At 66.4% G+C, this 19760-nt stretch carries 18 protein-coding genes; 15 read left to right on the top strand and 3 right to left on the bottom strand.

From position 1 onward, the window contains the following. Positions 1–190 precede the first annotated feature (190 nt). The 8 genes from HCH03_RS08805 (at position 191) to HCH03_RS08770 (ending at position 9960) form a co-directional block, all read left to right on the top strand. A complete protein-coding gene (locus HCH03_RS08805) occupies positions 191–781 on the top strand; it encodes a MarR family winged helix-turn-helix transcriptional regulator (protein ID WP_221689206.1) in 591 nt (196 codons plus the stop codon). Beyond that, a complete protein-coding gene (locus tag HCH03_RS08800) occupies positions 772–2934 on the top strand; it encodes an ABC transporter ATP-binding protein (protein WP_221689205.1) in 2163 nt (720 codons plus the stop codon). The genes HCH03_RS08805 and HCH03_RS08800 overlap by 10 nt, the downstream gene beginning before the upstream one ends. Next, entirely contained in the window at positions 2931–4817 is a 1887-nt protein-coding gene (locus HCH03_RS08795; protein ID WP_185905863.1) for an ABC transporter ATP-binding protein, read from the top strand. Before HCH03_RS08800 ends, HCH03_RS08795 begins: the two co-directional genes overlap by 4 nt. 90 nt (positions 4818–4907) lie before the next feature. Then, entirely contained in the window at positions 4908–5660 is a 753-nt protein-coding gene (locus HCH03_RS08790; protein ID WP_221689204.1) for an HAD family hydrolase, read from the top strand. Positions 5661–6072: 412 nt separating this feature from the next. Further along, the gene (locus tag HCH03_RS08785; RefSeq protein WP_185905865.1) at positions 6073–7716 is read left to right on the top strand and encodes a ribonucleotide reductase subunit alpha; all 1644 of its coding nucleotides are present in this window, start codon (positions 6073–6075) and stop codon (positions 7714–7716) included. A 5-nt stretch (positions 7717–7721) separates the two neighbouring features. Then, positions 7722–8273 (top strand): RrF2 family transcriptional regulator, encoded by a 552-nt coding sequence (locus tag HCH03_RS08780; RefSeq protein ID WP_221689203.1) that lies wholly within the window; start codon positions 7722–7724, stop codon positions 8271–8273. Further along, positions 8264–9139: an adenine glycosylase gene (locus tag HCH03_RS08775; RefSeq protein WP_221689202.1), complete on the top strand. Its 876-nt coding sequence runs from the start codon at positions 8264–8266 to the stop codon at positions 9137–9139. Before HCH03_RS08780 ends, HCH03_RS08775 begins: the two co-directional genes overlap by 10 nt. Positions 9140–9381: 242 nt before the next feature. Continuing rightward, positions 9382–9960: a manganese efflux pump MntP gene (locus tag HCH03_RS08770; protein ID WP_221689201.1), complete on the top strand. Its 579-nt coding sequence runs from the start codon at positions 9382–9384 to the stop codon at positions 9958–9960. Between the two features lie 141 nt (positions 9961–10101). On the opposite strand, the gene HCH03_RS08765 is transcribed toward HCH03_RS08770, so the two are convergent. Next, positions 10102–10623, bottom strand: coding sequence for a transposase (locus HCH03_RS08765; protein ID WP_221689200.1), 522 nt, complete (start codon positions 10621–10623; stop codon positions 10102–10104). Between the two features lie 203 nt (positions 10624–10826). Beyond that, complete coding sequence (gene pheA / locus HCH03_RS08760) at positions 10827–11678, bottom strand: prephenate dehydratase (RefSeq protein ID WP_185905869.1); 852 nt, start codon at positions 11676–11678, stop codon at positions 10827–10829. A 426-nt stretch (positions 11679–12104) separates the two neighbouring features. Between pheA and HCH03_RS08755 the strand changes: the two genes are divergently transcribed. The 5 genes from HCH03_RS08755 (at position 12105) to HCH03_RS08735 (ending at position 17929) form a co-directional block, all read left to right on the top strand. Further along, a complete protein-coding gene (locus HCH03_RS08755; RefSeq protein ID WP_080142706.1) occupies positions 12105–13388 on the top strand; it encodes a hydrogenase small subunit in 1284 nt (427 codons plus the stop codon). Positions 13389–13394: 6 nt separating this feature from the next. Then, positions 13395–15041 carry a nickel-dependent hydrogenase large subunit gene (locus HCH03_RS08750; RefSeq protein ID WP_221689199.1) on the top strand — a complete coding sequence of 549 codons (1647 nt, stop codon included), beginning with the start codon at positions 13395–13397 and terminating at the stop codon, positions 15039–15041. 1 nt (position 15042) lies between these two features. Continuing rightward, the gene (locus HCH03_RS08745; protein ID WP_080142708.1) at positions 15043–15738 is read left to right on the top strand and encodes a cytochrome b/b6 domain-containing protein; all 696 of its coding nucleotides are present in this window, start codon (positions 15043–15045) and stop codon (positions 15736–15738) included. Positions 15739–16139: 401 nt separating this feature from the next. Further along, on the top strand, positions 16140–16967 hold the full coding sequence (locus tag HCH03_RS08740; RefSeq protein WP_221689198.1) for an AraC family transcriptional regulator: 828 nt from the start codon (positions 16140–16142) through the stop codon (positions 16965–16967). After that, positions 16964–17929, top strand: a complete 966-nt coding sequence (locus tag HCH03_RS08735) for a DMT family transporter (RefSeq protein ID WP_221689197.1) — start codon at positions 16964–16966, stop codon at positions 17927–17929. Before HCH03_RS08740 ends, HCH03_RS08735 begins: the two co-directional genes overlap by 4 nt. On the opposite strand, the gene HCH03_RS08730 is transcribed toward HCH03_RS08735, so the two are convergent. Then, complete coding sequence (locus HCH03_RS08730) at positions 17910–18467, bottom strand: NADPH-dependent FMN reductase (RefSeq protein WP_221689196.1); 558 nt, start codon at positions 18465–18467, stop codon at positions 17910–17912. The genes HCH03_RS08735 and HCH03_RS08730 overlap by 20 nt on opposite strands. 176 nt (positions 18468–18643) lie before the next feature. Here HCH03_RS08730 and HCH03_RS08725 point away from each other — a divergent pair, with 176 nt between their 5' ends. Continuing rightward, a complete protein-coding gene (locus tag HCH03_RS08725) occupies positions 18644–19072 on the top strand; it encodes a viscotoxin-A3 (protein WP_080142712.1) in 429 nt (142 codons plus the stop codon). A 5-nt stretch (positions 19073–19077) separates the two neighbouring features. Then, positions 19078–19737: a hydrogenase maturation protease gene (locus HCH03_RS08720; RefSeq protein WP_221689195.1), complete on the top strand. Its 660-nt coding sequence runs from the start codon at positions 19078–19080 to the stop codon at positions 19735–19737. Positions 19738–19760 lie beyond the last annotated feature (23 nt).

Raw genomic sequence — 19760 nt, 5'->3', positions numbered from 1 at the left:
CGAAATCGCGCGCAAGACGCGCACCTTCGCACGGCGATCCTGCAGCCGCACGGCGATCCTACGATCGCGTGGTTGTTCTGTGTAAGGCATGCGCAGGCTCTTAAAATTTCCATTGCGCAAAAATTATGAAGTGATATAGTTTAGCAGCTAAATTATAGGACGGGAAAGCGAAGGGCAGGGAAGGAGAGCCATGGACGATTCGTTCGCGGATATGAAACGCGAGCTGTACGAGATCATGCAGCGCATGCGCCACGACCGCATCATGCCGCCCACGCCGGAAGGCGTGACGCCGTCGGAGGCGCGCATCATGATGGCGGTGGGCAAGCTGGAGGCGTGCGGCGAGCCCATACGCCCGGGCCGCGTGGCCGAGATCTCGCACACCACCCCCAGTGCGCTGTCCCAAACGTTCAAGGCGCTCGAGGAGAAGGGCCTTATCGAGCGGCACCGCACGAGCGACGACTACCGGGCCGTCACGGTGGTCCTCACCGAAGAGGGTCGGCAGTTCGCCGCCGAGGGACGTCGTTTGCGCGACGAGCACATGAACCAGGTCATGGCGTACGTGGGCGAAGAGGACATGGCCCACCTCGTGCGCATCCTCAAGCGCGTTGTGGAGTTCCACGACCGCACGCACGCGGACGCCTTCACTGTGCCGTGCGGCGTCGAGGGCAACGGCGCATGCGCCTCCTCGGGCCCCGACGGGCGCTGCGCGACGCAGGGGCGCGCCGACGCCGCAACCCCCGCCCCGCACGATTCCGAAGGAGGGAATGCCCCGTGCGCATAGTCCGCTACCTCAAGAACTCCAAGATCGCGGTGGTGCTCATCGTGTGCCTGCTCATCGTGCAGGCGTTCACCGACCTGTCGCTGCCGAACTACACGTCGAAGATCGTCGACGTGGGCATCCAGCAGTCGGGCGTGGAGCACGCGGCCACCGACGAGATGACCGCGAAGACCCACGACCTCGTGGCCATGATGCTGCCCGCGGCCGACGAGCAGACGTTCCGCGACGCCTACACCGAGACCGCCGACGGCACGTACAAGCTCGACGACGAGGGCAAGAAGGAGATCGACGAGCTCGACCGCATGGTGGCCATGCCGCTCGTGGCCATCCACTACTCCCAACAGATCCCCGACCTCGATCTCGACCAGGTCATGCAGGCGTACCAAGCCGGCGTGGTGACGAAGGACCAGATCCTCGACATGCTGGATGAGGCCAAGGAGAAGATGGGCGACATGGGCGACTCCATCGTCGACCAGCAGGCCATCGCCGCCGCCAAGCAGGAGTACGAATCGCTCGGCTACAACCTGTCCGACCTGCAGATGAACTACCTCGTGCGCATCGGGCTCATCATGCTCGGCTTGGCCGCGCTCGGCATGGTCGTGGCCATCGCCGTGGGCTTCATCGCCTCGCGCACGGCCGCCAAGGTGGGCGCCACGCTGCGCGGCAGGCTGTTCCGCCGCGTGGTGTCGTTCTCCGATGCCGAGGTGCAGAGCTTCTCGGCCGCCTCGCTCATCACGCGCGGCACGAACGACATCCAGCTCGTGCAGATGGTCACCGTCATGCTGCTGCGCATGGTGCTGTACTCGCCGATCCTCGCCATCGGCGGCATCATCATGGTGTCGCGCACGAACCTTGCCATGAGCTGGATCATCGTGCTGGCCGTGGTCATCATCTTCGTGCTCATCATGGTGCTCATGAAGGTGGCCATGCCCAAGTTCAAGATCGTGCAGAAGCTCATCGACCGCGTGAACCTGGTGTCGCGCGAGATACTCACGGGCCTGCCCGTCATCCGCGCGTTCGACCGCCAGCCCTACGAGGAGGAGCGCTTCGACGCCGCCAACGAGCACCTCATGAAGACCCAGCTGTTCACGAACCGCGTCATGACGTTCATGATGCCGCTCATGATGCTGGTCATGAACGGCGTGAGCGTGCTCATCGTGTGGGTGGGCGGCTCCTACATCGACACCGGCACCATCCAGACGGGCGACCTCATCGCGTTCATCACGTACGCCATGGTCATCATCATGAGCTTCCTCATGATCGGCATGATATCCATCATGCTGCCGCGCGCCGACGTGGCGGCCCAGCGCGTGAACGAGGTGCTGGAGACCGAGCCCACCATCTGCGACCCCGAGCCCTCGAAGGCCCGCGACGCGGCGCTCGCCGACCGCGCGGGCGGCGCGACCATCGCCTTCAACGACGTGAGCTTCAAGTACGGCGACTCCAAGGAATGCGTGCTCGAGGATCTGAGCTTCACGGCCGAGCCCGGCAAAACCACCGCGCTCATCGGCTCCACCGGCTCGGGCAAGTCCACGGTCATCAAGCTCATCGAGCGCTTCTACGACGTCACGGAGGGCTCCATCACCCTCGACGGCGTGGACATCCGCGACCTGAGCCAGCGTGCGCTGCGCGCCCAGCTGGGCTACGTGCCGCAGAAGGCGTTTTTGTTCTCCGGCACCATCGAGTCGAACGTCGCCTATTCCGACGAGGACATGCCGGCCGAGCGCGTGGACCAGGCGATCGACATCGCCCAGGCGGCCGACTTCGTCGCCTCGAAGGAGGAGGGCTTGGAGGCGGACGTGTCGCAGGGCGGCACGAACGTCTCGGGCGGCCAGCGCCAGCGCTTGGCCATCGCCCGCGCGCTCGCCACGGAGGCGCGCGCGTACCTGTTCGACGACAGCTTCTCGGCGCTCGACTACAAGACCGACGCCGCGCTGCGCCAGGAGCTGCACGCGCGCCTGTCCGACAAGACGGTGGTCATCGTGGCCCAGCGCATCTCCACCATCCTGCACGCCGACAAGATCGTCGTGCTCGACGAGGGCCGCATCGTGGGCCAGGGCACGCACGAGGAGCTCATGCAAACCTGCGAGGAGTACCGGGAGATCGCGATGTCCCAGTTGTCGGAAGAAGAGCTGACGGGAGGTGATGCGGCATGAGCGAGCAGACGAATCCGCAAACGGTCGCACAGCCCCGCCGTCCGCGCCGCGGCCCCATGGGCGGCCACGGCCCCGGACACGGCATGATGCCCGGCGAGAAGCCCAAGGACTTCAAAGGCACCCTCAAGAAGATGATCGCCTTCATGGGCCGCTTCAAGGTGGCGCTCGTCGTGGTGCTCGTGTTCGCCATCGGGTCCACCATCTTCAACATCGTCGGCCCCAAGGTGCTCTCCACGGCCACGACCGAGCTGTTCAACGGCATCGTGGCGAAGATCGACGGCTCGGGCGGCATCGACTTCGACGCCATCGCGCGCATCCTGCTGTTCACGCTGGGGCTGTACCTGCTCTCCGCCGCGTGCTCGTTCGTGCAGGGCTGGATCATGAGCTCCATCTCGCAGCGCACGTGCTACCAGCTGCGCCGCGACATCGCGTCGAAGATCGACCGCATGCCCATGGGCTACTTCGAGCGCACCTCCACCGGCGACGTGCTCTCGCGCATCACCAACGACGTGGACACGCTCGGCCAGAGCTTGAACCAGGGCGTGACGCAGCTCATCACGTCCATCACCACCATCATCGGCGTGCTGGTCATGATGCTGTCCATCAACCCGCTCATGACGCTCGTAACCGTGGTCATCCTGCCCATCTCCATCGTGCTCATCATGGTGGTGGTGAAGCGCTCGCAGAAGTTCTTCATGGCGCAGCAGAACACGCTGGGCGAGATCAACGGCATCGTGGAGGAGACGTTCTCGGGCCACGCCATCGTCAAGGCGTTCAACCGCGAGGACGGCACGGTCGACAACTTCAACGAGACGAACGGGCGGCTGTACAACTCCGCTTGGAAGTCTCAGTTCATCAGCGGCCTCATGCAGCCCATCATGAACTTCGTGGGCAACCTGGGGTACGTGGCCGTGGCCATCACGGGCAGCTTCCTGGCCGTGCAGGGCGCCATCACGGTGGGCGACATCCAGGCGTTCATCCAGTACGTGAAGAACTTCACGCAGCCCATCACGCAGCTCACGCAGGTATCCAACGTGCTGCAGCAGATGGCCGCCGCCGCCGAGCGCATCTTCGAGTTCCTCGGCGAGCCCGAGGAGGAGCCCGACCAGGCGAAGGTCACGTCGGGCGAGGTGGAGTGCAACGTCGAGTTCGACCACGTGCACTTCGGCTACGATCCCGCGAAGCCCATTATCAAGGACTTCTCGGCCAAGGTGACGGAGGGCCAGACCGTGGCCCTCGTGGGCCCCACGGGCGCCGGCAAGACCACCATGGTGAAGCTGCTCATGCGCTTCTACGACGTGCAATCGGGCTCCATCCGCATCGGCGGCCACGACGTGCGCGACTTCGCGCGCGACGATCTGCGCAGCATGTTCGGCATGGTGCTGCAGGACACGTGGCTGTTCCACGGCACCATCCGCGACAACATCCGCTACGGCAAGCTCGACGCCACCGACGAGGAGGTGGAGGCGGCGGCCAAGGCGGCCTACGTCTACCACTTCATCTGCACGCTGCCGCAGGGCTTCGACACCGAGATCAACGAGGACGCCAGCAACATCAGCCAGGGCCAGCGCCAGCTGCTCACCATCGCGCGCGCCATCCTGGCCGACCGCCGCATGCTCATCCTCGACGAGGCCACGAGCTCGGTGGACACGCGCACCGAGGAGCGCATCCAGAAGGCCATGGACAACCTCATGGCCGGACGCACCTCGTTCGTCATCGCGCACCGCCTGTCCACCATCAAGAGCGCCGACCTCATCCTGGTCATCCGCGACGGCGACATCGTGGAGCAGGGGACGCACGAGGAACTGCTCGAACTTGGCGGTTTCTATGCGGAGCTGTATAATTCACAGTTCGCTGAGACAATCGACGAGATCGAGGACTAGCGCGACTGCGGGAAGGGCCCGTCGCCGCACGGGTCCTTCCCGCCCCTCCCTTCGCGTCGGGGCGCCTCGTCGCGACGACGAGGATGGCCTATGTCCCGACCGGGGGAGACGAACGCGGAAGAACAACAGGCCGGCGCCGTGCCGTTCGCCGGCCCCGCCACGGAGCGCAAGGACGGCGGGCCCGTACGGCTCGCGGTGTTCGACTTCGACGGCACGAGCATAAACGGCAACTCGCCCGTGCTGCTCGTGCAGCACCTCATGGAGCGCGGCATGCTGCGCAAGCGGGTGATCTTCCGCATCCTTCTGTGGGCGGCTGCCTACAAGCTGCGCCTGCCGCAGAACGAGAGCAAGGTGCGCGGCTTGGTGTTCACGGCGTTCGAGGGCCGCTCGGCCGAGGAGGTCGACCGCTTCCTGGCCGACTTCTACGACGAGCGCATCGCGCTGCTGTTCCGCCCCGCCGCCGACGCCGCCATGCGCGCGCACGTCGCCGCGGGCGAGGTCGTCGTGGTCATCTCGGCCACGTTCGAGCCCATCATCCTGCGCGCCATGGAGCACCACCCCTTCGAGTTCCAGATCTCCACGCGCATGCGCAAGGCGCCCGACGGCACGTACACGCGCGAGGTGGAGGGCCTGCCCGTGGAGGGCGAGGAGAAGCTCGCGGCCGTGCGGCGCTTCGGCGACGAGCGCTTCGGCGTGGGCAACTGGGTGCTGGACAGCGCCTACGGCGATCACCATTCCGACCGCGCGGTGCTGGGCGCCGCCGAGCACGCCTTCGCCGTCGACCCCGACCGGCCGCTCGCCCGCACGGCGCGGGAGCGGCGCTGGAAGGTGCTCGACTGGTAGAGGCCTCTTGTTTCAACCTGCGGGACGGGTGCGGCGCGGCGAAGGGGTTCAGTCGCTCGGGCAGTCCTGAGCTCGCACGAAGCATCCGCAGGATGCTTCGGCTCGTGCGGAACTCGCTTGGTGAACCCCTCCGCCGCGCCGCACCCTGGACGAAGCTGGGGGAGAGGTCCCTTGCGTCTCGCGGTGAGAAGGGGAGATGGTCGCGCTGGCGCGCTTGCTAGGTGGCCGGGGGTTTCCGGCGGGCGTTGGGCTTTCGTTACCTTCTACTCGTTTTGTTACCGGTCCGTGACGATTTGAGGTTTTTGCGCTTCGCCCTATGCGCGTGCGGCGCAGTCCGGTAAAATGTGACTTGACCATATACATTTGCGCAATTCACCTGCGATGTTTACATATCTGTGAAGGAGGGGGGCCCATGTTCGAGAACGTTGACGCGAACAATTCGCCAAGCCAGAACGACGAATACGACAATAGCTCCGCCGCCGACTACCTGCGCCGTGCCGCGCTCGCCTGCTCTGCGGGCGACGCCGTGCTGGGCATGCACCTGTACCTTGCCGCTTTCGAGAAGGGCGCTCGCAGCGCCTACGCCCCGGACGACGAGGCCGTGGACGGGCTGCGCCAGGCGTGGGCGCTCGCCTGCAAGTTGAAGGAGCGCTCGCTCGCGGAGTACATCTTCGAGAAGCTCGAGCCCTTCCTGGCCTCCGACGAGGTGGCCGCCTGCGCCGAGCAGCTGCAGCGCCTGGCGCTGGACAAACTGGAGGAGTTCGGGCTGACGCGCGAGGATCTGGAGGACATGACCGACATGATCTCCCAGGACTTCCTCGGCATCGACGCGCCGCGCCTCATGAAGGTGGAGCACGTCACGCTTCCGCGCTCGAAGGGCGTCATGACGCCCGCGCCGAAGGCGGAGGAGCCCGCCCGGGCCGACGCCGAGGGCGCGCCCGCCGACGGCAAGGGCGACGAACCTGCCGATGCCGCGAAAGACGCCGCTTCGTGGCGGCGCGAGGCCGGCGGCTCGAAGGGCGACCAGAAGGGCGACGAGCCGGCCGAGCGTACGTCCGCGCTCGCGCGGGTCGCGCGGTCGGACGAGGACGCCATGGGCGAGGACGCCGACGCGCACGCCATCGTCTCGGCGCTCGAGCGCATCTCCTACTCCGACATCGTCGGCTACAACGAAACCGTGGCGCTCATGCGCGACTTCGGCCTGGGTATGCAGGACGACCCCCAGTTCAAGAGCCTTGTCGAGCTGCTCAACGCCCGGCACGGCCTCGACCGCATGCCGGCCGCCGACGCCATCCTGTTCCGCTCTCCCGCCCGCGAGGACGCCAACCGCTTCATGGTGGCCACGCTCGGCGAGCTGGACATGCCGGCCATCCGCATGCGCATGGAGGAGAACCTTCAGGGCATGCCGGTGCTGTGCGTCATGGCGCAGGCCGACAACCAGCCCCGGCTCAACGCGGCGCGCAACGCCTTCGAGGGCCCGGGCGTGCTCATGCTGGAGGATCTGGACCTGTGGGCGTCGCCCATGTCCGACGCCGGCGACGAGTTCGGCGGCTTCATGTTCTCCAGCCTGTCGCGCGGCGCGCGCGAGGCCATCGGGCTCGTGCGCTCGGCGGTGGAGAACCCCGACGTGTTCGTGCTGGCCTCGGCGGCGGAGGCGGGGGAGATCGACCCGTTCTTCTACGACCTGCTGGAACCGCTGTCCATCGTGGACATCGACTACCCCACTCCGGAAGAGCGCGTGGACATTTGGATGGAAATCGCGCGCGAGCATCCGTCGCTGCGCGGCGTGAACCGGGTGGACCTCGTGCGCTACTCGGCCGGCATGCCCCGCTACGACATATACATGGCGGCGCGCGAGGCCATAGAGGAAGCGTACAAGGCAAGCCTGGTGGCGCGGCGCTACCTGCCCGTCACCGCAGACAACCTGTTCGACAAGCTGGCGGCTTACCAGCCGCTGGACTCGGAGGAGTACCGTGCTCTCGAGGACGCCGTCGTGAAGGACTTCAGGCGCGAGCTTGACCATCTTGACGACTTGCTGAAGGGAACCGAGGAGTAGAATACATGGATATCACGCGACGCTGCGATTACGCCTGCCGCATCCTGAGGGCCGCTTACAAGAGCGGCGACGCCTACGTATCCGTATCGGACATAGCCGAAGAAGAGGACATACCCTACGCGTTCGCGCGCAGCATCCAGCACGACCTGGTGAAGGGCGGGCTCATCAAGACCGTGCGCGGCGCGCACGGCGGGCTCGTGCTCAACTGCGACCCGGCCGAGGTCACGCTTTTGGAAGTGCTGGAGGCCATCCAAGGGCCGGTGAGCATCTCGCTGTGCGTCATGGACCCCGACTACTGCGAGAAGCAGCCCGAGTGCGCCTACAACAAGGTGTGGCAGGGCGCCGACCGCCTGCTCAACGGCTACTTCGCTTCCATCACGCTCAAGGACCTGTTCGAGCAGGGCGGCACGCATCCCGCCATCGAGAAGGCCATGGACGCGGGCGAGGCCCCGTCTCCGAGGGACGGAAGCCCGGTTCGCGATGGGTCGTCGGAGATCCGCGCGAGCGCCTGCGCCTGCGCGGCGCGCTCGGCCTGCGCGCAGGGCCCATGCCGCTGACGCAGGAGCCGCGGCCCGCGTGGCCGTGCGCCGAGCCCGACCGCGACGCGTTCGTTGCGCTCGTGCGCGAGCAGGGCGCCGCGCTCTACCGCGACCTTCCCTGGCGCAACCTCGACGACCCCTACGCCGTGCTCGTGTCCGAGATCATGCTCCAGCAGACCCAGGTGGCGCGCGTGGGGCGGTTCTGGGAGCGCTTCATGGCGCTGTTCCCCACGATAGACGCGCTCGCGTCGGCCGACACGGCCGACGTGCTGGCGCAATGGCAGGGCCTCGGCTACAACCGCCGCGCGATCGCCCTCAAGAGGACGGCCGACGCGTGCGCGGCCGAGCGCGGCGGCACGCTGCCCGACACGGCCGAGGAGCTGCAGCGCCTGCCCGGCATCGGCCCGGCCACGGCGGCCGGCGTCATGGCCTTCGCCTACAACCGCCCGTCCGTGTACATCGAGACGAACGTGCGCACGGTGTTCCTCCACGAGCTGTTCCCCGATCGCGAGAAGGTGGGCGACAAGGAGCTGGCGCCGCTCGTGGCCGACACGTGCCCCGAAGACGACGCGCGGGCGTGGTACTACGCGCTGCTCGACTACGGAGCGCACCTGAAAACGCAGGTGGCAAACCCCTCGCGGCGCAGCGCGCACTACGCGCGGCAGTCGGCGTTCGAAGGCTCGCGGCGCCAGAAGCGCGCCGAACTCGTGCGCATCGTGCTGGCCGCTCCCGGCATCGGCGCGGCCGAGCTGGCCGAGCGGCTCGACTCCTTCGAGCTGGCCGGCGGGCGCTCCCAGGTGGACGCGGACGTGTTCGAGGGGATCGTGGCGGATCTCGTGGCGGAAGGTTTTTTCCGACGGGAGGGCGACGTTTTCCTTCCCTGAGCGATTCGCTGTGATAGAATACCCCAATCCCGTGAGGGAGTAGTCGACGCCTTCGGGCGCGGTTCGGTCAACATGCTGCTTCGCACTAGGAAGCTGGCCGGCCTTAAACGACAAGACTCGCGGTGTGGCGCAGGCGTCGCACCGTGCTTTTTCGCAGCCGACGCGTCCGCGTCGGTATTTTTTTGCCCGCGGCCGGAAGAGCGACCGGGCGCGCGATAGGACGAGAACGAGGGGGAAGCATCGTGGGATTCGTCGAGCTGTTCCTGGTGGCGGTGGGGCTGTCTATGGACGCCTTCGCCGTGTCGGTGTGCAAAGGTCTGTGCATGAAGCGCCTGGACGTGCGCCAAGCGCTGGTCATCGCGTTGTTCTTCGGGGGCTTCCAAGCGCTCATGCCGCTGGTGGGCTGGGCGCTGGGAACGCAGTTCGAGCAGTACATCACCCCGGTGGACCATTGGATAGCGTTCGTCTTGCTGGCGTTCATCGGCGGCAAGATGCTGTGGGACGCCTTTCGCGACGGCGAGGAGGAGCTGTCCTGTCCGGCGGACGGCAAGCTCGACCTGCGCGAGCTGGTGATGCTGTCGGTGGCCACGAGCATCGACGCGCTGGCCGTGGGCATCACGTTCGCGTTCTTGCGCGTGGACATCGTGTCGTCCGTGGCCCTGATCGGCGCGACGACGTTCGTTTTGGCGCTGGCAGGCGTGGCTGTGGGCCATCGCTTCGGCGCGCGCTACGAGAAGCCCGCCACCATCGTCGGCGGCATCGTGCTCGTTCTCATCGGCACGAAGATCCTGCTAGAGCACCTGGGCCTCATCGCGTTCTAAAAGTGCGCCGCGCTATGCGCCCCCCAGTGCGCCACGGGGCCTCGCATCCCGACGTCCGCGACGCGGTCCGACGATTGCCGATGGAGTTCCCGTTGTCCCGTAGGGGCGATCTCCTGATCGCCCGTTCCGGCGAAGCCGGAACTATCGACTGCATGCGTCTTCCAGATAGTACCTGTCCTGCGCCCACCGCGCCGGGTTGTTCTCGATATACTCCCAAATCCGCAGGTAGTCCGCCTCGTCGCGCACGATGTGATCGTGAAATCCCCGTTGCCAGACATTCGCTTTCGGCGACCTCTTTCGAATGATGCGTGTTGTGCGTGTTTTGACGAACCCTACGATTCTGGACAGCAAGCTTCTTGTCGACGGTTCCGAGCCTCTGGCATCTTCAAGTAAAAGGAGCATGTGCAAGTGGTTCGGCATGATTACGAAAGCGTCAACCGACGCTTCCCGGTAGGTTTCGGATGCTGCGTCGATCGCCTGTTTGCAAGCGAGCCCTTGGTCGTTCAAGAGCATGCGAGCCGTTCGCTCGACGTTCTCGCCTTCAACCCTCACATGCCCGAACAACGGTTTGCGTTCGTGCGTGCAGACCGTGACGAAGTAACAGCCTGGGCGAGAATAGTCCCAGCTTGAAAGACGTGTGGCTTGTCTTTTGACGTTCGTCATAACATCATGATAGCACGGAGAGTGAAAGAGGTTTCGGTCGTTAGTTCCGGCTTCGCCGGAACGGGCGATCAGGAGATCGCCCCTACGAAGAGCCGACGAGCGAGAGCGATCGTAATCTTGGCGGCGTTCGTCGGCCCGCTTCGTAAGGCTGGGGATGCGGTTGCCCTCGTGGCGCGTGGGGGAGCGCGCAGCGCGGCGCCTACCTACGCCACGGGGTAGCTGCCGAGGACCTTCACTTCGCGCAGCTTGAGGCGCAGGCAGTTGAGGGCGGTTTGCACGGGCAGGGAGTTGGCGTCTTCCTTGAACTCGATGAAGAACATGTAATCGCCCAGCGCCTGCTTCGTGGGGCGCGACTGGATCATGGACAGGTTGATGCCGGCGTAGGCGAACTCCGAAAGGATCATGTTCAGCGTGCCCGCCCGGTCGACCTGCAAGAACAGCGCGAGCGACGTCTTGTAGCGCTCACCGCGGAACACGGGCGGGTGCCCCTGGCGGCCGATGAGGGCGAACGACGTCTGGTTGCCGAAGTGGTCCTCGATGTCGCGCTCGACGACCCGCGCGCCGTACAGCTCGGCGGCGAACGCGTTCGCGATGCCCGCCACGTGCGGGTTCTCCAGCGCCAGACGCGCGCTCTCCGCCGTGGAGGACGTGGTGACGGACGCGCGCCCCGGCAGGCGCTCGGCCAGAAAGCGGCGGCACTGCGCGAGGCCCTGGGCGTGCGAGGCCACGGTGGTCACGTCCTCCAGCTTGGCGTCGGGGTGCATGACCAGGCAGTGGTGGATGTCGATGACCTCCTCGCCCAAAATGGTGGCCGTGCTCTTGAACGCGAAGTTGTCGAGCGTGGCCGTGACCGACCCTTCGAGCGAGTTCTCCTTGGCCACGACGCCGAACTCGCACTTGCCGCGGTCTACGGCGTCGAACACCTCGTCGAACGACGCGCATTCCAGAAGCGCGGGCTCGTCGATGCCGAGCCGGGCGGCGAAAGCGCGCGCGGCTTCGTCGGTGTAGGTGCCGGCGGGGCCGAGGTAGGCGAATACGGGTTCGGTGGCGTGCATGGAGGCGTCCTTCGGTCGCGATGTTCAGTGGCTGGCGGCGCCGCGCACGGCGGCGCGCGGTGCTCCGCGGTCGACGCGGCCGAGGAATCCGGGTCGCGTCGAGCGTCGTCTTATGATATCCTTCCGTGCGGTGTCGCCCGAGGGGTGGGCCGCTTCTTATGCAGGAATCCTACAATTCTCCTGTTTTTCGATGAGCGGCCTTGTATCGCGCATGATTCGAGGGGGTGTGCTCCAATATGCGCGATTTTGCATAAAAGCATGATTAACCTGCATAAATTATGTTACGACAAATGGCTTCCGTAACATTTTTGAACCATTTGCGGGCCAATCGTTGCGCTCGCGCCGTCGTTGCGTAATTTGAAACATTTCTCGGGGAGAATACTAAATAGTGCAATGTCAGACGAGAGCACCTGAGGAGGTGTGCACATGGAAACAGAGGCCACGGTTTCAGAGTTTCAGAACATGCTTTCCGCCCGCGGTGTGACGCGGCGCAGCTTCATGAAACTTTGCGGCGCCGTTGCCGCGGCTGCCGGGCTGTCCCAGCTCGCCGCGCCGCAGATAGCGCAGGCCCTCGAGAAATCCGTGATCGGCGCTACGAAGGGGAAGCTGTACCCGGTAATCTGGATCGAAGGCGCGTCGTGCACGGGTTGTACCGAGTCGTTCGCCCAGGTTGAGACGCCGGATCCCGCGAGCGTCGTGCTCGAGCTTATCTCGCTCAACTATTCCGAGACGCTGTCCGCAGCCGCCGGTTGGTCGATGGAGGAAGCCAAGGAGCAGACCATCGAGGCCGGGAACTACATCCTGGTGTACGAAGGCGCCGTGCTGGAAGGCTGGGGCGGCCAAGCGCTGCGCGTGGCCGACAAGCCCGGCACGGAGCATCTGATCGAGGCTGCCGAGAAGGCCAACGCGGTCGTCGCGCTGGGCTCTTGCGCCGTCAACGGCGGCTGGATGGGCGCCCATCCGAACTCTTCGGACGCCCTGGGCGTTCAGGCGTTCCTGAAGAAGGCCGGCATCGACACGCCGGTCATCAACATCCCGGGCTGCCCCGCGAACCCCGAGTGGCTCGTGTCCGTGCTCGTCGACGTCGTGCTGCTCGAGAAGCTGCCGGCGCTCAACAGCGAGAACAAGCCCTCCGGCATCTTCGACCAGACGATCCACGACAACTGCGAGCGTCGCGGCCACTTCGAGAACGGCGAGTTCGTCTACCAGTTCGGTTCCGAGGAAGAGGCCAAGGGCTACTGCCTGTATCCCATGGGCTGCCGCGGACCGCAGACGAAGTCCAACTGCGGCGTGACGCTGTGGAACGACCGTCGCAGCTGGTGCGTGCAGGCGGGTTCCCCCTGCATCGGCTGCTGCGAGGCCAACCCGAACGATCCCGGCCACAACTGGGTCGAGGTCAACACCCCGTTCTACAAGCGCCATCGCGACCTGCGCATCGGCGACTGGATGGTCCAGCCCGGCACGATCGCCCTCGGCATCACCGGCATCCTGGCCGCCGCGCTCGTCGTGCACGGCTTCGGCATGAAGGTGTCCGGCCGCATGGACGGCGGCGCCGACTTCGAGAAAGTCCGCGCCTGGGACAAGAACCATCCCGACAAGTCCATCGGCAAGTACAACCTCTCGCGCGACGAGGCCAAGGCCGCGTGCGAGAAGAGCAGCAAGAACAGCCAGGCAAAGCCTGTCGAAACCGATGAAGAAGAAGGGAGGTAAGCCTACATGACCCGTTCAGTTATCGACCCGATCACCCGTATCGAGGGCCACCTCCGCGTCGAGATGGAAGTGACCAACGGCAAGGTGTCCGACGCCTGGGTGTCGGGCGGCTGCTTCCGCGGCATGGAGATGGTCGTGGAGAACCGCACGCCCGAAGATGCGGCGCAGATCGTGCAGCGCATCTGCGGCGTGTGCCCGGTGTCCCACGCGCACTCGTCCACCATCGCGGCCGAGCATGCCTACGGCATCAAGATCTCGAACAACGCGCGCATCATCCGCAACATCTTGGAAGGCGCCCAGTTCCTCCACAGCCATATCCTGTGGTTCTACAACCTGGCGGCCCTGGACTACGTGAACCCGCTCAACGCCCTCAAGGCCAACGCGGCGGACGCCTACGACCTGGCCCAGGCTGCCGGCACCTCTATGAACAGCGACTTCGTGGCCCTGCAGGAGCGCCTGTCGAACTTCGCCGACAACGGCCAGCTGTCCATCTTCTCGGGCAACTGGTTCGACGCGGAGGACGGCACGGGCTACAAGCTCCCGCCCGAGCTCGACCTCATTTGCACGGCCCACTACCTGGAGGCGCTGCAGATGCAGGCCAAGGCCTCCCAGATCTCGGCCATCATCGGCGGCAAGATGCCGCACGTCATGACGCTCATCCCGGGCGGCACGGCGTTCGTGCCCACCGACCAGAAGCTCGACGACCTCAAGTACCTCGTCGACGAGGTGTACAACTGGGTCGAGGCCACGATGATCCCCGACACCCTGGCCATCGCGCCGTACTACATCGACGCGCTCAACTGGGGCAAGGGCTGCGGCCGCTACGTGGCCTGGGGCGTGTTCGAGAACGAGAGCATGGAGCTGGCCGACCGTTACCTGCCCATGGGCGTCATCGACGACAAGCTCAACCTCTCGGACGTCAAGGAAGAGCTCATCACCGAGTACATGGGCCACTCCTGGTACAAGGGCGAGGAGACCTACACCTCCCCGTACTTCGTCACGGAGCCCGAGTACACCGAGTACGACGTGAACGACCGCTACACGTGGGTCAAGTGCCCCGCCTACGACGGCAAGCCCTACGAGGCCGGCGGCCTGTCCCGTATCCTCGCGGCGTACAAGCGCAACGTGCCGTTCATCGTGGAGCAGGTCGACGGCCTGCTCGAGGCCCTGGGCGCCCCCGGCCAGATCGGCGTGGCGCAGTCCACGCTCGGCCGCACCGCCGTCCGCCAGATCGAGACGCTCTACATCGCCGGCCTCATGAAGGACTGGGTCGCGGAGCTGCGCGAGGCCGTGAAGAGCGGCGACAGCGACTACTTCCGCGAGCCTGCCACCATCACCGGTTCCGGCACGGGCTTCTGGGAGGCCCCCCGCGGCGCCCTGTACCACTCGGAAGAGGTCAAGGACGGCAAGATCACGGGCTACCAGATCATCATCCCGACCACGTGGAACCTCGCGCCGAAGAACGCCAACGGCGAGAGCGGCCCGATGGAGCAGGCGCTCATCGGCAACCCGGTGGGCGACATCGAGAAGCCCATCAACGCCCTGCGCACCGTGCACAGCTTCGACCCCTGCACGGCTTGCGCGGTCCACATCACCGAGCCGGCGACGGGCAAGAGCTTCGAGACCGTCACGAGTCCTTGGGGGGTGAAGTAACATGGCGCACTTGGCACACTATCGCGAAGCGCATCCGATGCCCTTCGTCATCACGCACTGGATCAACCTGGTTTGCATGATCCTGTTGATCGTCACGGGTTTCAGCATCCACTTCCCGTTCTGGGGCGGGTTCATGGGCATCGCCCGCGGCGTGCACGTGTTCTGCGGCTTCATTATCTTCCTGAACTGCATCGTCCGTCTCATCATGGCCTTCTTCGTGAAGTCCTCGCCGGACGGCGGCACGCGCTACCAGGTCACGGACTACAAGACGTGGCTGCCGCAGGCTGACAACCGCCACCAGCTGGGCGCGTGGATCAAGTACTACCTGTTCCTGAAGAAGGACCATCCGCTGGGCGCCAAGCTGGGCGTTCCGCAGAAGATCAGCTACCTGGCCATCCCCATCCTCATCATCGTGATGTTCTACACGGGCCTGTGCCTGTGGGCTCCCACGATGAACTGGGGCTTCATGGCTGCCGGTACCGATCTGGTGGGCGGTCTCATGTCGATGCGCATCATCCACTACTTCATGATGTACGTCTTCATCTGCTTCATGTTCATCCACATCTACCTGGCGAACATCGAGGGCATCTCCCCGACGCTGCTCATGTTCTTCTGGAAAGAGCACGGCGGACTGGTTTACGATCCCGAGAACCATGTGATCGTGGGCGAGGACGACCTGCACCACAAGAAGGCTTAAGGCGCGCGACCGTCGCACGGTTTGCAGCTTTCGAAGCTTCGAAGGGGGCCCGGGAAACCGGGCCCCCTTCTTTTTATGCGTGCCTAGGGTCGCGTCGAGAAGGCCCGGTTCGTCGGTTCTGTGGAGGGGGTGCATCAAAAGTCGCGTTTCGACGCTCCCGTAGGGCAAGGGCTCTGCCCTTGCCGCTCAATCAGCAACGTTTCCGTAGGTCGAAGGCAGGGGTAGGGCCCTTGCACCACGGGACGGGCGTCCCGCGCCCTTCCGCCCGCCGATGCGCAATATCGTACAAGCGCGGGGGCGAGCGCATCGACTATACTTGGCCGATGCGAAAAGAGAGGGAGCATATGCGAGGCGAAGGCGGGCGGACCGAGCGTCCGCGGGCGGAGGAGGAGCCGAGGGGCATGGACGCGCGGGAGGTGCGGGCGTTCGCGCGCCCGGACGGTTCCCTGGTGGAGGTGTGCTCGCTCGCCGGGAACATCCGGGCGTTCCCCAACCATCTGCACGATCATTACGTGGTGGGCGCCTTGAAAGCGAGCCGTCGCGCCCTCACCATGGGCGGGCGGGAGCTGCACGTGCTGGAGCCGGGCGACGTGTTCTTGGTGAACCCCGGCGAGTCCCACGCGTGCGATCCGCTCGACGACGAGCCGTTCGCGTACCGCTGCGCGAACGTGCCCGTGAGCGCGGTCGCCGCGCTGGCCGGCGTGCCGGAGGCCGAGGCGCCGCGGTTCGCCGTGCCCGTGCTGCGCGACGCCGCGCTGTTCGACCGGGCGGACGCCCTGTTCGCGCGGGCCGCGTCGGACGAGGGAGCCGCCGTCCTCGACGCGCTCGACGCGCTCGTGGCGGACTTGCTCGAAGCCGCGGTCGCCGCGGCGGCCGACGGGTCGGGCGGGCCGCCGGCTCCCGGCGCGCTCGTGGCCTCGGCGCGGGCCTTCATCGACGAGCGCTACGCCGAGCGCATCGCGCTCGAGGACGTGGCCGCCGTGACGGGAGCGAGCCGCTACGCGCTCGTGCGCGCCTTCAAAAGGGAGCTCGGCATCACGCCGGGCCGCTACCTCGCGGCCGTGCGCGTCATGCACGCGAAGAGCCTGTTGGAGCAGGGGCGCTCGCCCGTGGAGGCGGCCGGCCTCGCGGGCTTCGCCGACCAGGCGCACCTGGGACGCGTGTTCCGCAACGTCACGGGGCTCACACCGGCGCGCTACCGCGCCGCGTGCGGAAGGAGCGCCTCGTGAGCGCCCGCGAGGCGGTTGCGGCCGCGCGCGCGGCCAAAGGCGGCGGCTCGGCGGCGCGCGGGCACCTGTTCGCGCTGTTCACCGTGGCGGTGTGGGGCACGACGTTCGTGGCCACGAAGGTGCTGCTCGTGGACTTCGCGCCCATCGAGATACTGTTCTACCGTTTCCTCATAGGGTTCTTGGTGCTGTGGGCGTGTCGTCCGCGGCACGTGAAGCTGGGCGGCTGGCGCGAGGAGGCGCTCGTGGCGGCGGCGGGCCTCACGGGCGTGGTGCTGTACTTCCTGTTCGAGAACATCGCGCTCACCTACACCACGGCCAGCAACGTGGGCGTGATCGTGGCGGTGAACCCGTTCTTTACGGCGCTGCTGTCGTCGATCCTGCTGCGCGACGAGAAGCTGCACCCCGTGTTCTTCGCCGGCTTCGCGCTGGCCATGGCGGGCATCGTGCTCATCAGCTGGGACGGGTTGGGCACGGGCGGCGTCGTGGGAGACGCGCTGGCCGTGGCGGCCGCGGCCGTGTGGGCCTTCTACGCCGTGCTCACGCGCAAGCTGGCGGCGCTGTGCGACGACACCATCCAAATGACGAAGCGCACGTTCGCCTGGGGCCTCGTGCTCATGGTGCCCGCGCTGTTCCTGCTGGACTTCCACTTCGGGGTCGAGCGGTTCGTCGATCCGGTCATGACGGCGAACATGCTGTTTCTGGGCGTGGGCGCGTCGGCGGCGTGCTTCGCCACGTGGGGCATCGCCGTGAAGCTTCTGGGCGCCGTGAAGACGAGCGCCTACATCTACCTCGTGCCCGTCATCACGGTGGCGGCGTCGGTGGTGGTGCTGGGCGAGCCCCTCACGCCGCAGATCTGCATCGGCGTGGTGCTGACCTGCGCCGGGCTGGTGCTGTCGGAGCGCGGCAAGGGGGCGCCGCCCGCCGGGTCGGACGAAGCCCCGCCTAGCTCTGCCGATCAATGAAGCGCACGAAGGCTTCGGCCTGCTTCTCCAGGTAGGGAGCCGAGGCGTCCAGCTTGAGCACGCCGTCTTCGGCCTGCGTGGCGATGTGGGGAATGGCCAGGCGCGGCTGGTTCATGATGCGCGCGTCCAGGAAGCTGAGCACGCCCACGAGCTGGTCCTGCGCATGCGCCGCGCCGCTCATGCCGATGCTCGCGCCCGCCAGAGCCACGGGCTTGCCGGCCAGCACCTGGCCCTCGGTGTCGCTCACCGGGCGCGAGAGCCAGTCGAGGAGGTTCTTCAAGGGGCCGGGGATGGCGTGGTTGTACTCGGGGCTGAACAGCCACAGGCCGTCGGCCCGCTTGACCTCGCCGCGCACGCGGGTCACGGCGGCAGGGGCGGGATGCTCGGCGTCTTGGTTCATGAAGGGGACGTCGTCCCAGGCGAGGATGCGGTAGTCGATCTCGGGGTGCAGCTTGGCGAGCACCGCTCCCGCCGCCTCGGCGAGCTGGCGGTTGTAGCTTGCCGCACGGAGCGATCCGGCGATGGCGAGAATGTTCATGAGGGGTTCCTCGATTCGCTAATGTTATCTTGTTGGTGCCATATGATAGCACGTTCGTCACGTGGGCGGACGGTTTGGCGCTGAACCGTCACAGAAAACCGCTCGGCCCTGCGCCGGCACGGTCGATGCCGGCTTCGCTATAATAGGCGACGATCACGAGAGCGAAGGAGACTGCGTTGGCGGAGTTGACGGACGAGCAGATCGCGCAAGAAGAGAAGTTCCTCGAAGGCGTGCCCCGCGTGAACCTGGGCGCGCTGTTCCTGCCGCCCATCTGGGGGCCGGCCCACGGCATGTGGGCGGCCATCCTGTTCTACCCTATATGGCTGTTCGCGGACAACACGTTCTACGCGGCGTGGACCGAGCGCACCCCGCTCGCGCTTATCGTCGCGGCCGTCGTGTTCGTCACGCTCACGGCGGGCACGGTGGCCTTCTCCCTCATCGGGCAGCCCATCGCCGCGCACCGCGCCGCGCAACGCGGTGCGGACAAGGACGTCTATCTGCGCAGGCAGCGCGTCTGGGCCGTCGTGAGCATCGTGGCAGGGTGCGCCATGATCGCGGCGGCCACGTACTACAACCTGGTCATTCGTCCCACGCTGGGGGAGTGAGCGGCATGGAGCAGACGAGCGTCGCGAACCCCGGAACCGGGGTTGCCGGAAGCGCCGCAGGCGCCGATCGGGCCGAAGCCACCGGAAGCGCCGCAGGCGCCGGCCGGGTCGAAGCCGACGAGCGGGCCGGAGCGGCCGACGCCGCACGCGTGCCGGCCGCGCCGCGCCGCATCGGGGTGTTCTGCGTGGGCAACAAGCTCATGCTCGACGACGGGCTGGGCACCGCCGTGTACGAGGAGCTGACGGAGCGCTACGAGGCGCCCGACAACGTGGAGCTGTTCGACGTGGGGTGCTTGAGCATGGACATGCTGCCCTACGTGCGCGACTTCGACGTGCTCGTCACGGTGGACGCCGTGGACGGCACGGACGCCGAGCCGGGAACCGTGTTCCGTTTCGAGCCCGACGCCATGGCGCGCCATTCGGGGGCCACGGCCTCGCTGCACGACCTGAAGCTCGTGGATTTGTTCGACGCGGCCCTGCTTTTGGGCTACGAGGCGGAGGGGCTGTGCCTGGGCATGCAGGTGGGGAACCCCTCGCCGGCCGTGGTCACGGTGGGCCTCACGCCGAAGGTGGCCGCCGCACTGCCGCTTTTGGTGGAGACGGTGGCGGGCGAGCTCGCCCGCCTGGGATCGCCGCTCGTTCCGCGCGCGGGCGCGGGCGCCTAGGCGCGCAGCACCGGCAGCCTTAT

It is taken from the genome of Gordonibacter massiliensis (ex Traore et al. 2017) (assembly GCF_019731765.1).
Lineage (GTDB): Bacteria > Actinomycetota > Coriobacteriia > Coriobacteriales > Eggerthellaceae > Gordonibacter > Gordonibacter massiliensis.
The sequence above is the reverse complement of the archived record's forward strand: the minus strand, read 5'-3'. Positions and strand labels throughout refer to the sequence as shown.

Coding starts and splice junctions, on each gene's coding strand:
- HCH03_RS08805 (WP_221689206.1), top strand. CDS start 191: ATGGACGATTCGTTCGCGGATATGAAACGCGAGCTGTACGAGATCATG.
- HCH03_RS08795 (WP_185905863.1), top strand. CDS start 2,931: ATGAGCGAGCAGACGAATCCGCAAACGGTCGCACAGCCCCGCCGTCCG.
- HCH03_RS08790 (WP_221689204.1), top strand. CDS start 4,908: ATGTCCCGACCGGGGGAGACGAACGCGGAAGAACAACAGGCCGGCGCC.
- HCH03_RS08785 (WP_185905865.1), top strand. CDS start 6,073: ATGTTCGAGAACGTTGACGCGAACAATTCGCCAAGCCAGAACGACGAA.
- HCH03_RS08780 (WP_221689203.1), top strand. CDS start 7,722: ATGGATATCACGCGACGCTGCGATTACGCCTGCCGCATCCTGAGGGCC.
- HCH03_RS08775 (WP_221689202.1), top strand. CDS start 8,264: ATGCCGCTGACGCAGGAGCCGCGGCCCGCGTGGCCGTGCGCCGAGCCC.
- HCH03_RS08765 (WP_221689200.1), bottom strand. CDS start 10,623: ATGACGAACGTCAAAAGACAAGCCACACGTCTTTCAAGCTGGGACTAT.
- pheA (WP_185905869.1), bottom strand. CDS start 11,678: ATGCACGCCACCGAACCCGTATTCGCCTACCTCGGCCCCGCCGGCACC.
- HCH03_RS08755 (WP_080142706.1), top strand. CDS start 12,105: ATGGAAACAGAGGCCACGGTTTCAGAGTTTCAGAACATGCTTTCCGCC.
- HCH03_RS08750 (WP_221689199.1), top strand. CDS start 13,395: ATGACCCGTTCAGTTATCGACCCGATCACCCGTATCGAGGGCCACCTC.
- HCH03_RS08745 (WP_080142708.1), top strand. CDS start 15,043: ATGGCGCACTTGGCACACTATCGCGAAGCGCATCCGATGCCCTTCGTC.
- HCH03_RS08740 (WP_221689198.1), top strand. CDS start 16,140: ATGGACGCGCGGGAGGTGCGGGCGTTCGCGCGCCCGGACGGTTCCCTG.
- HCH03_RS08730 (WP_221689196.1), bottom strand. CDS start 18,467: ATGAACATTCTCGCCATCGCCGGATCGCTCCGTGCGGCAAGCTACAAC.
- HCH03_RS08720 (WP_221689195.1), top strand. CDS start 19,078: ATGGAGCAGACGAGCGTCGCGAACCCCGGAACCGGGGTTGCCGGAAGC.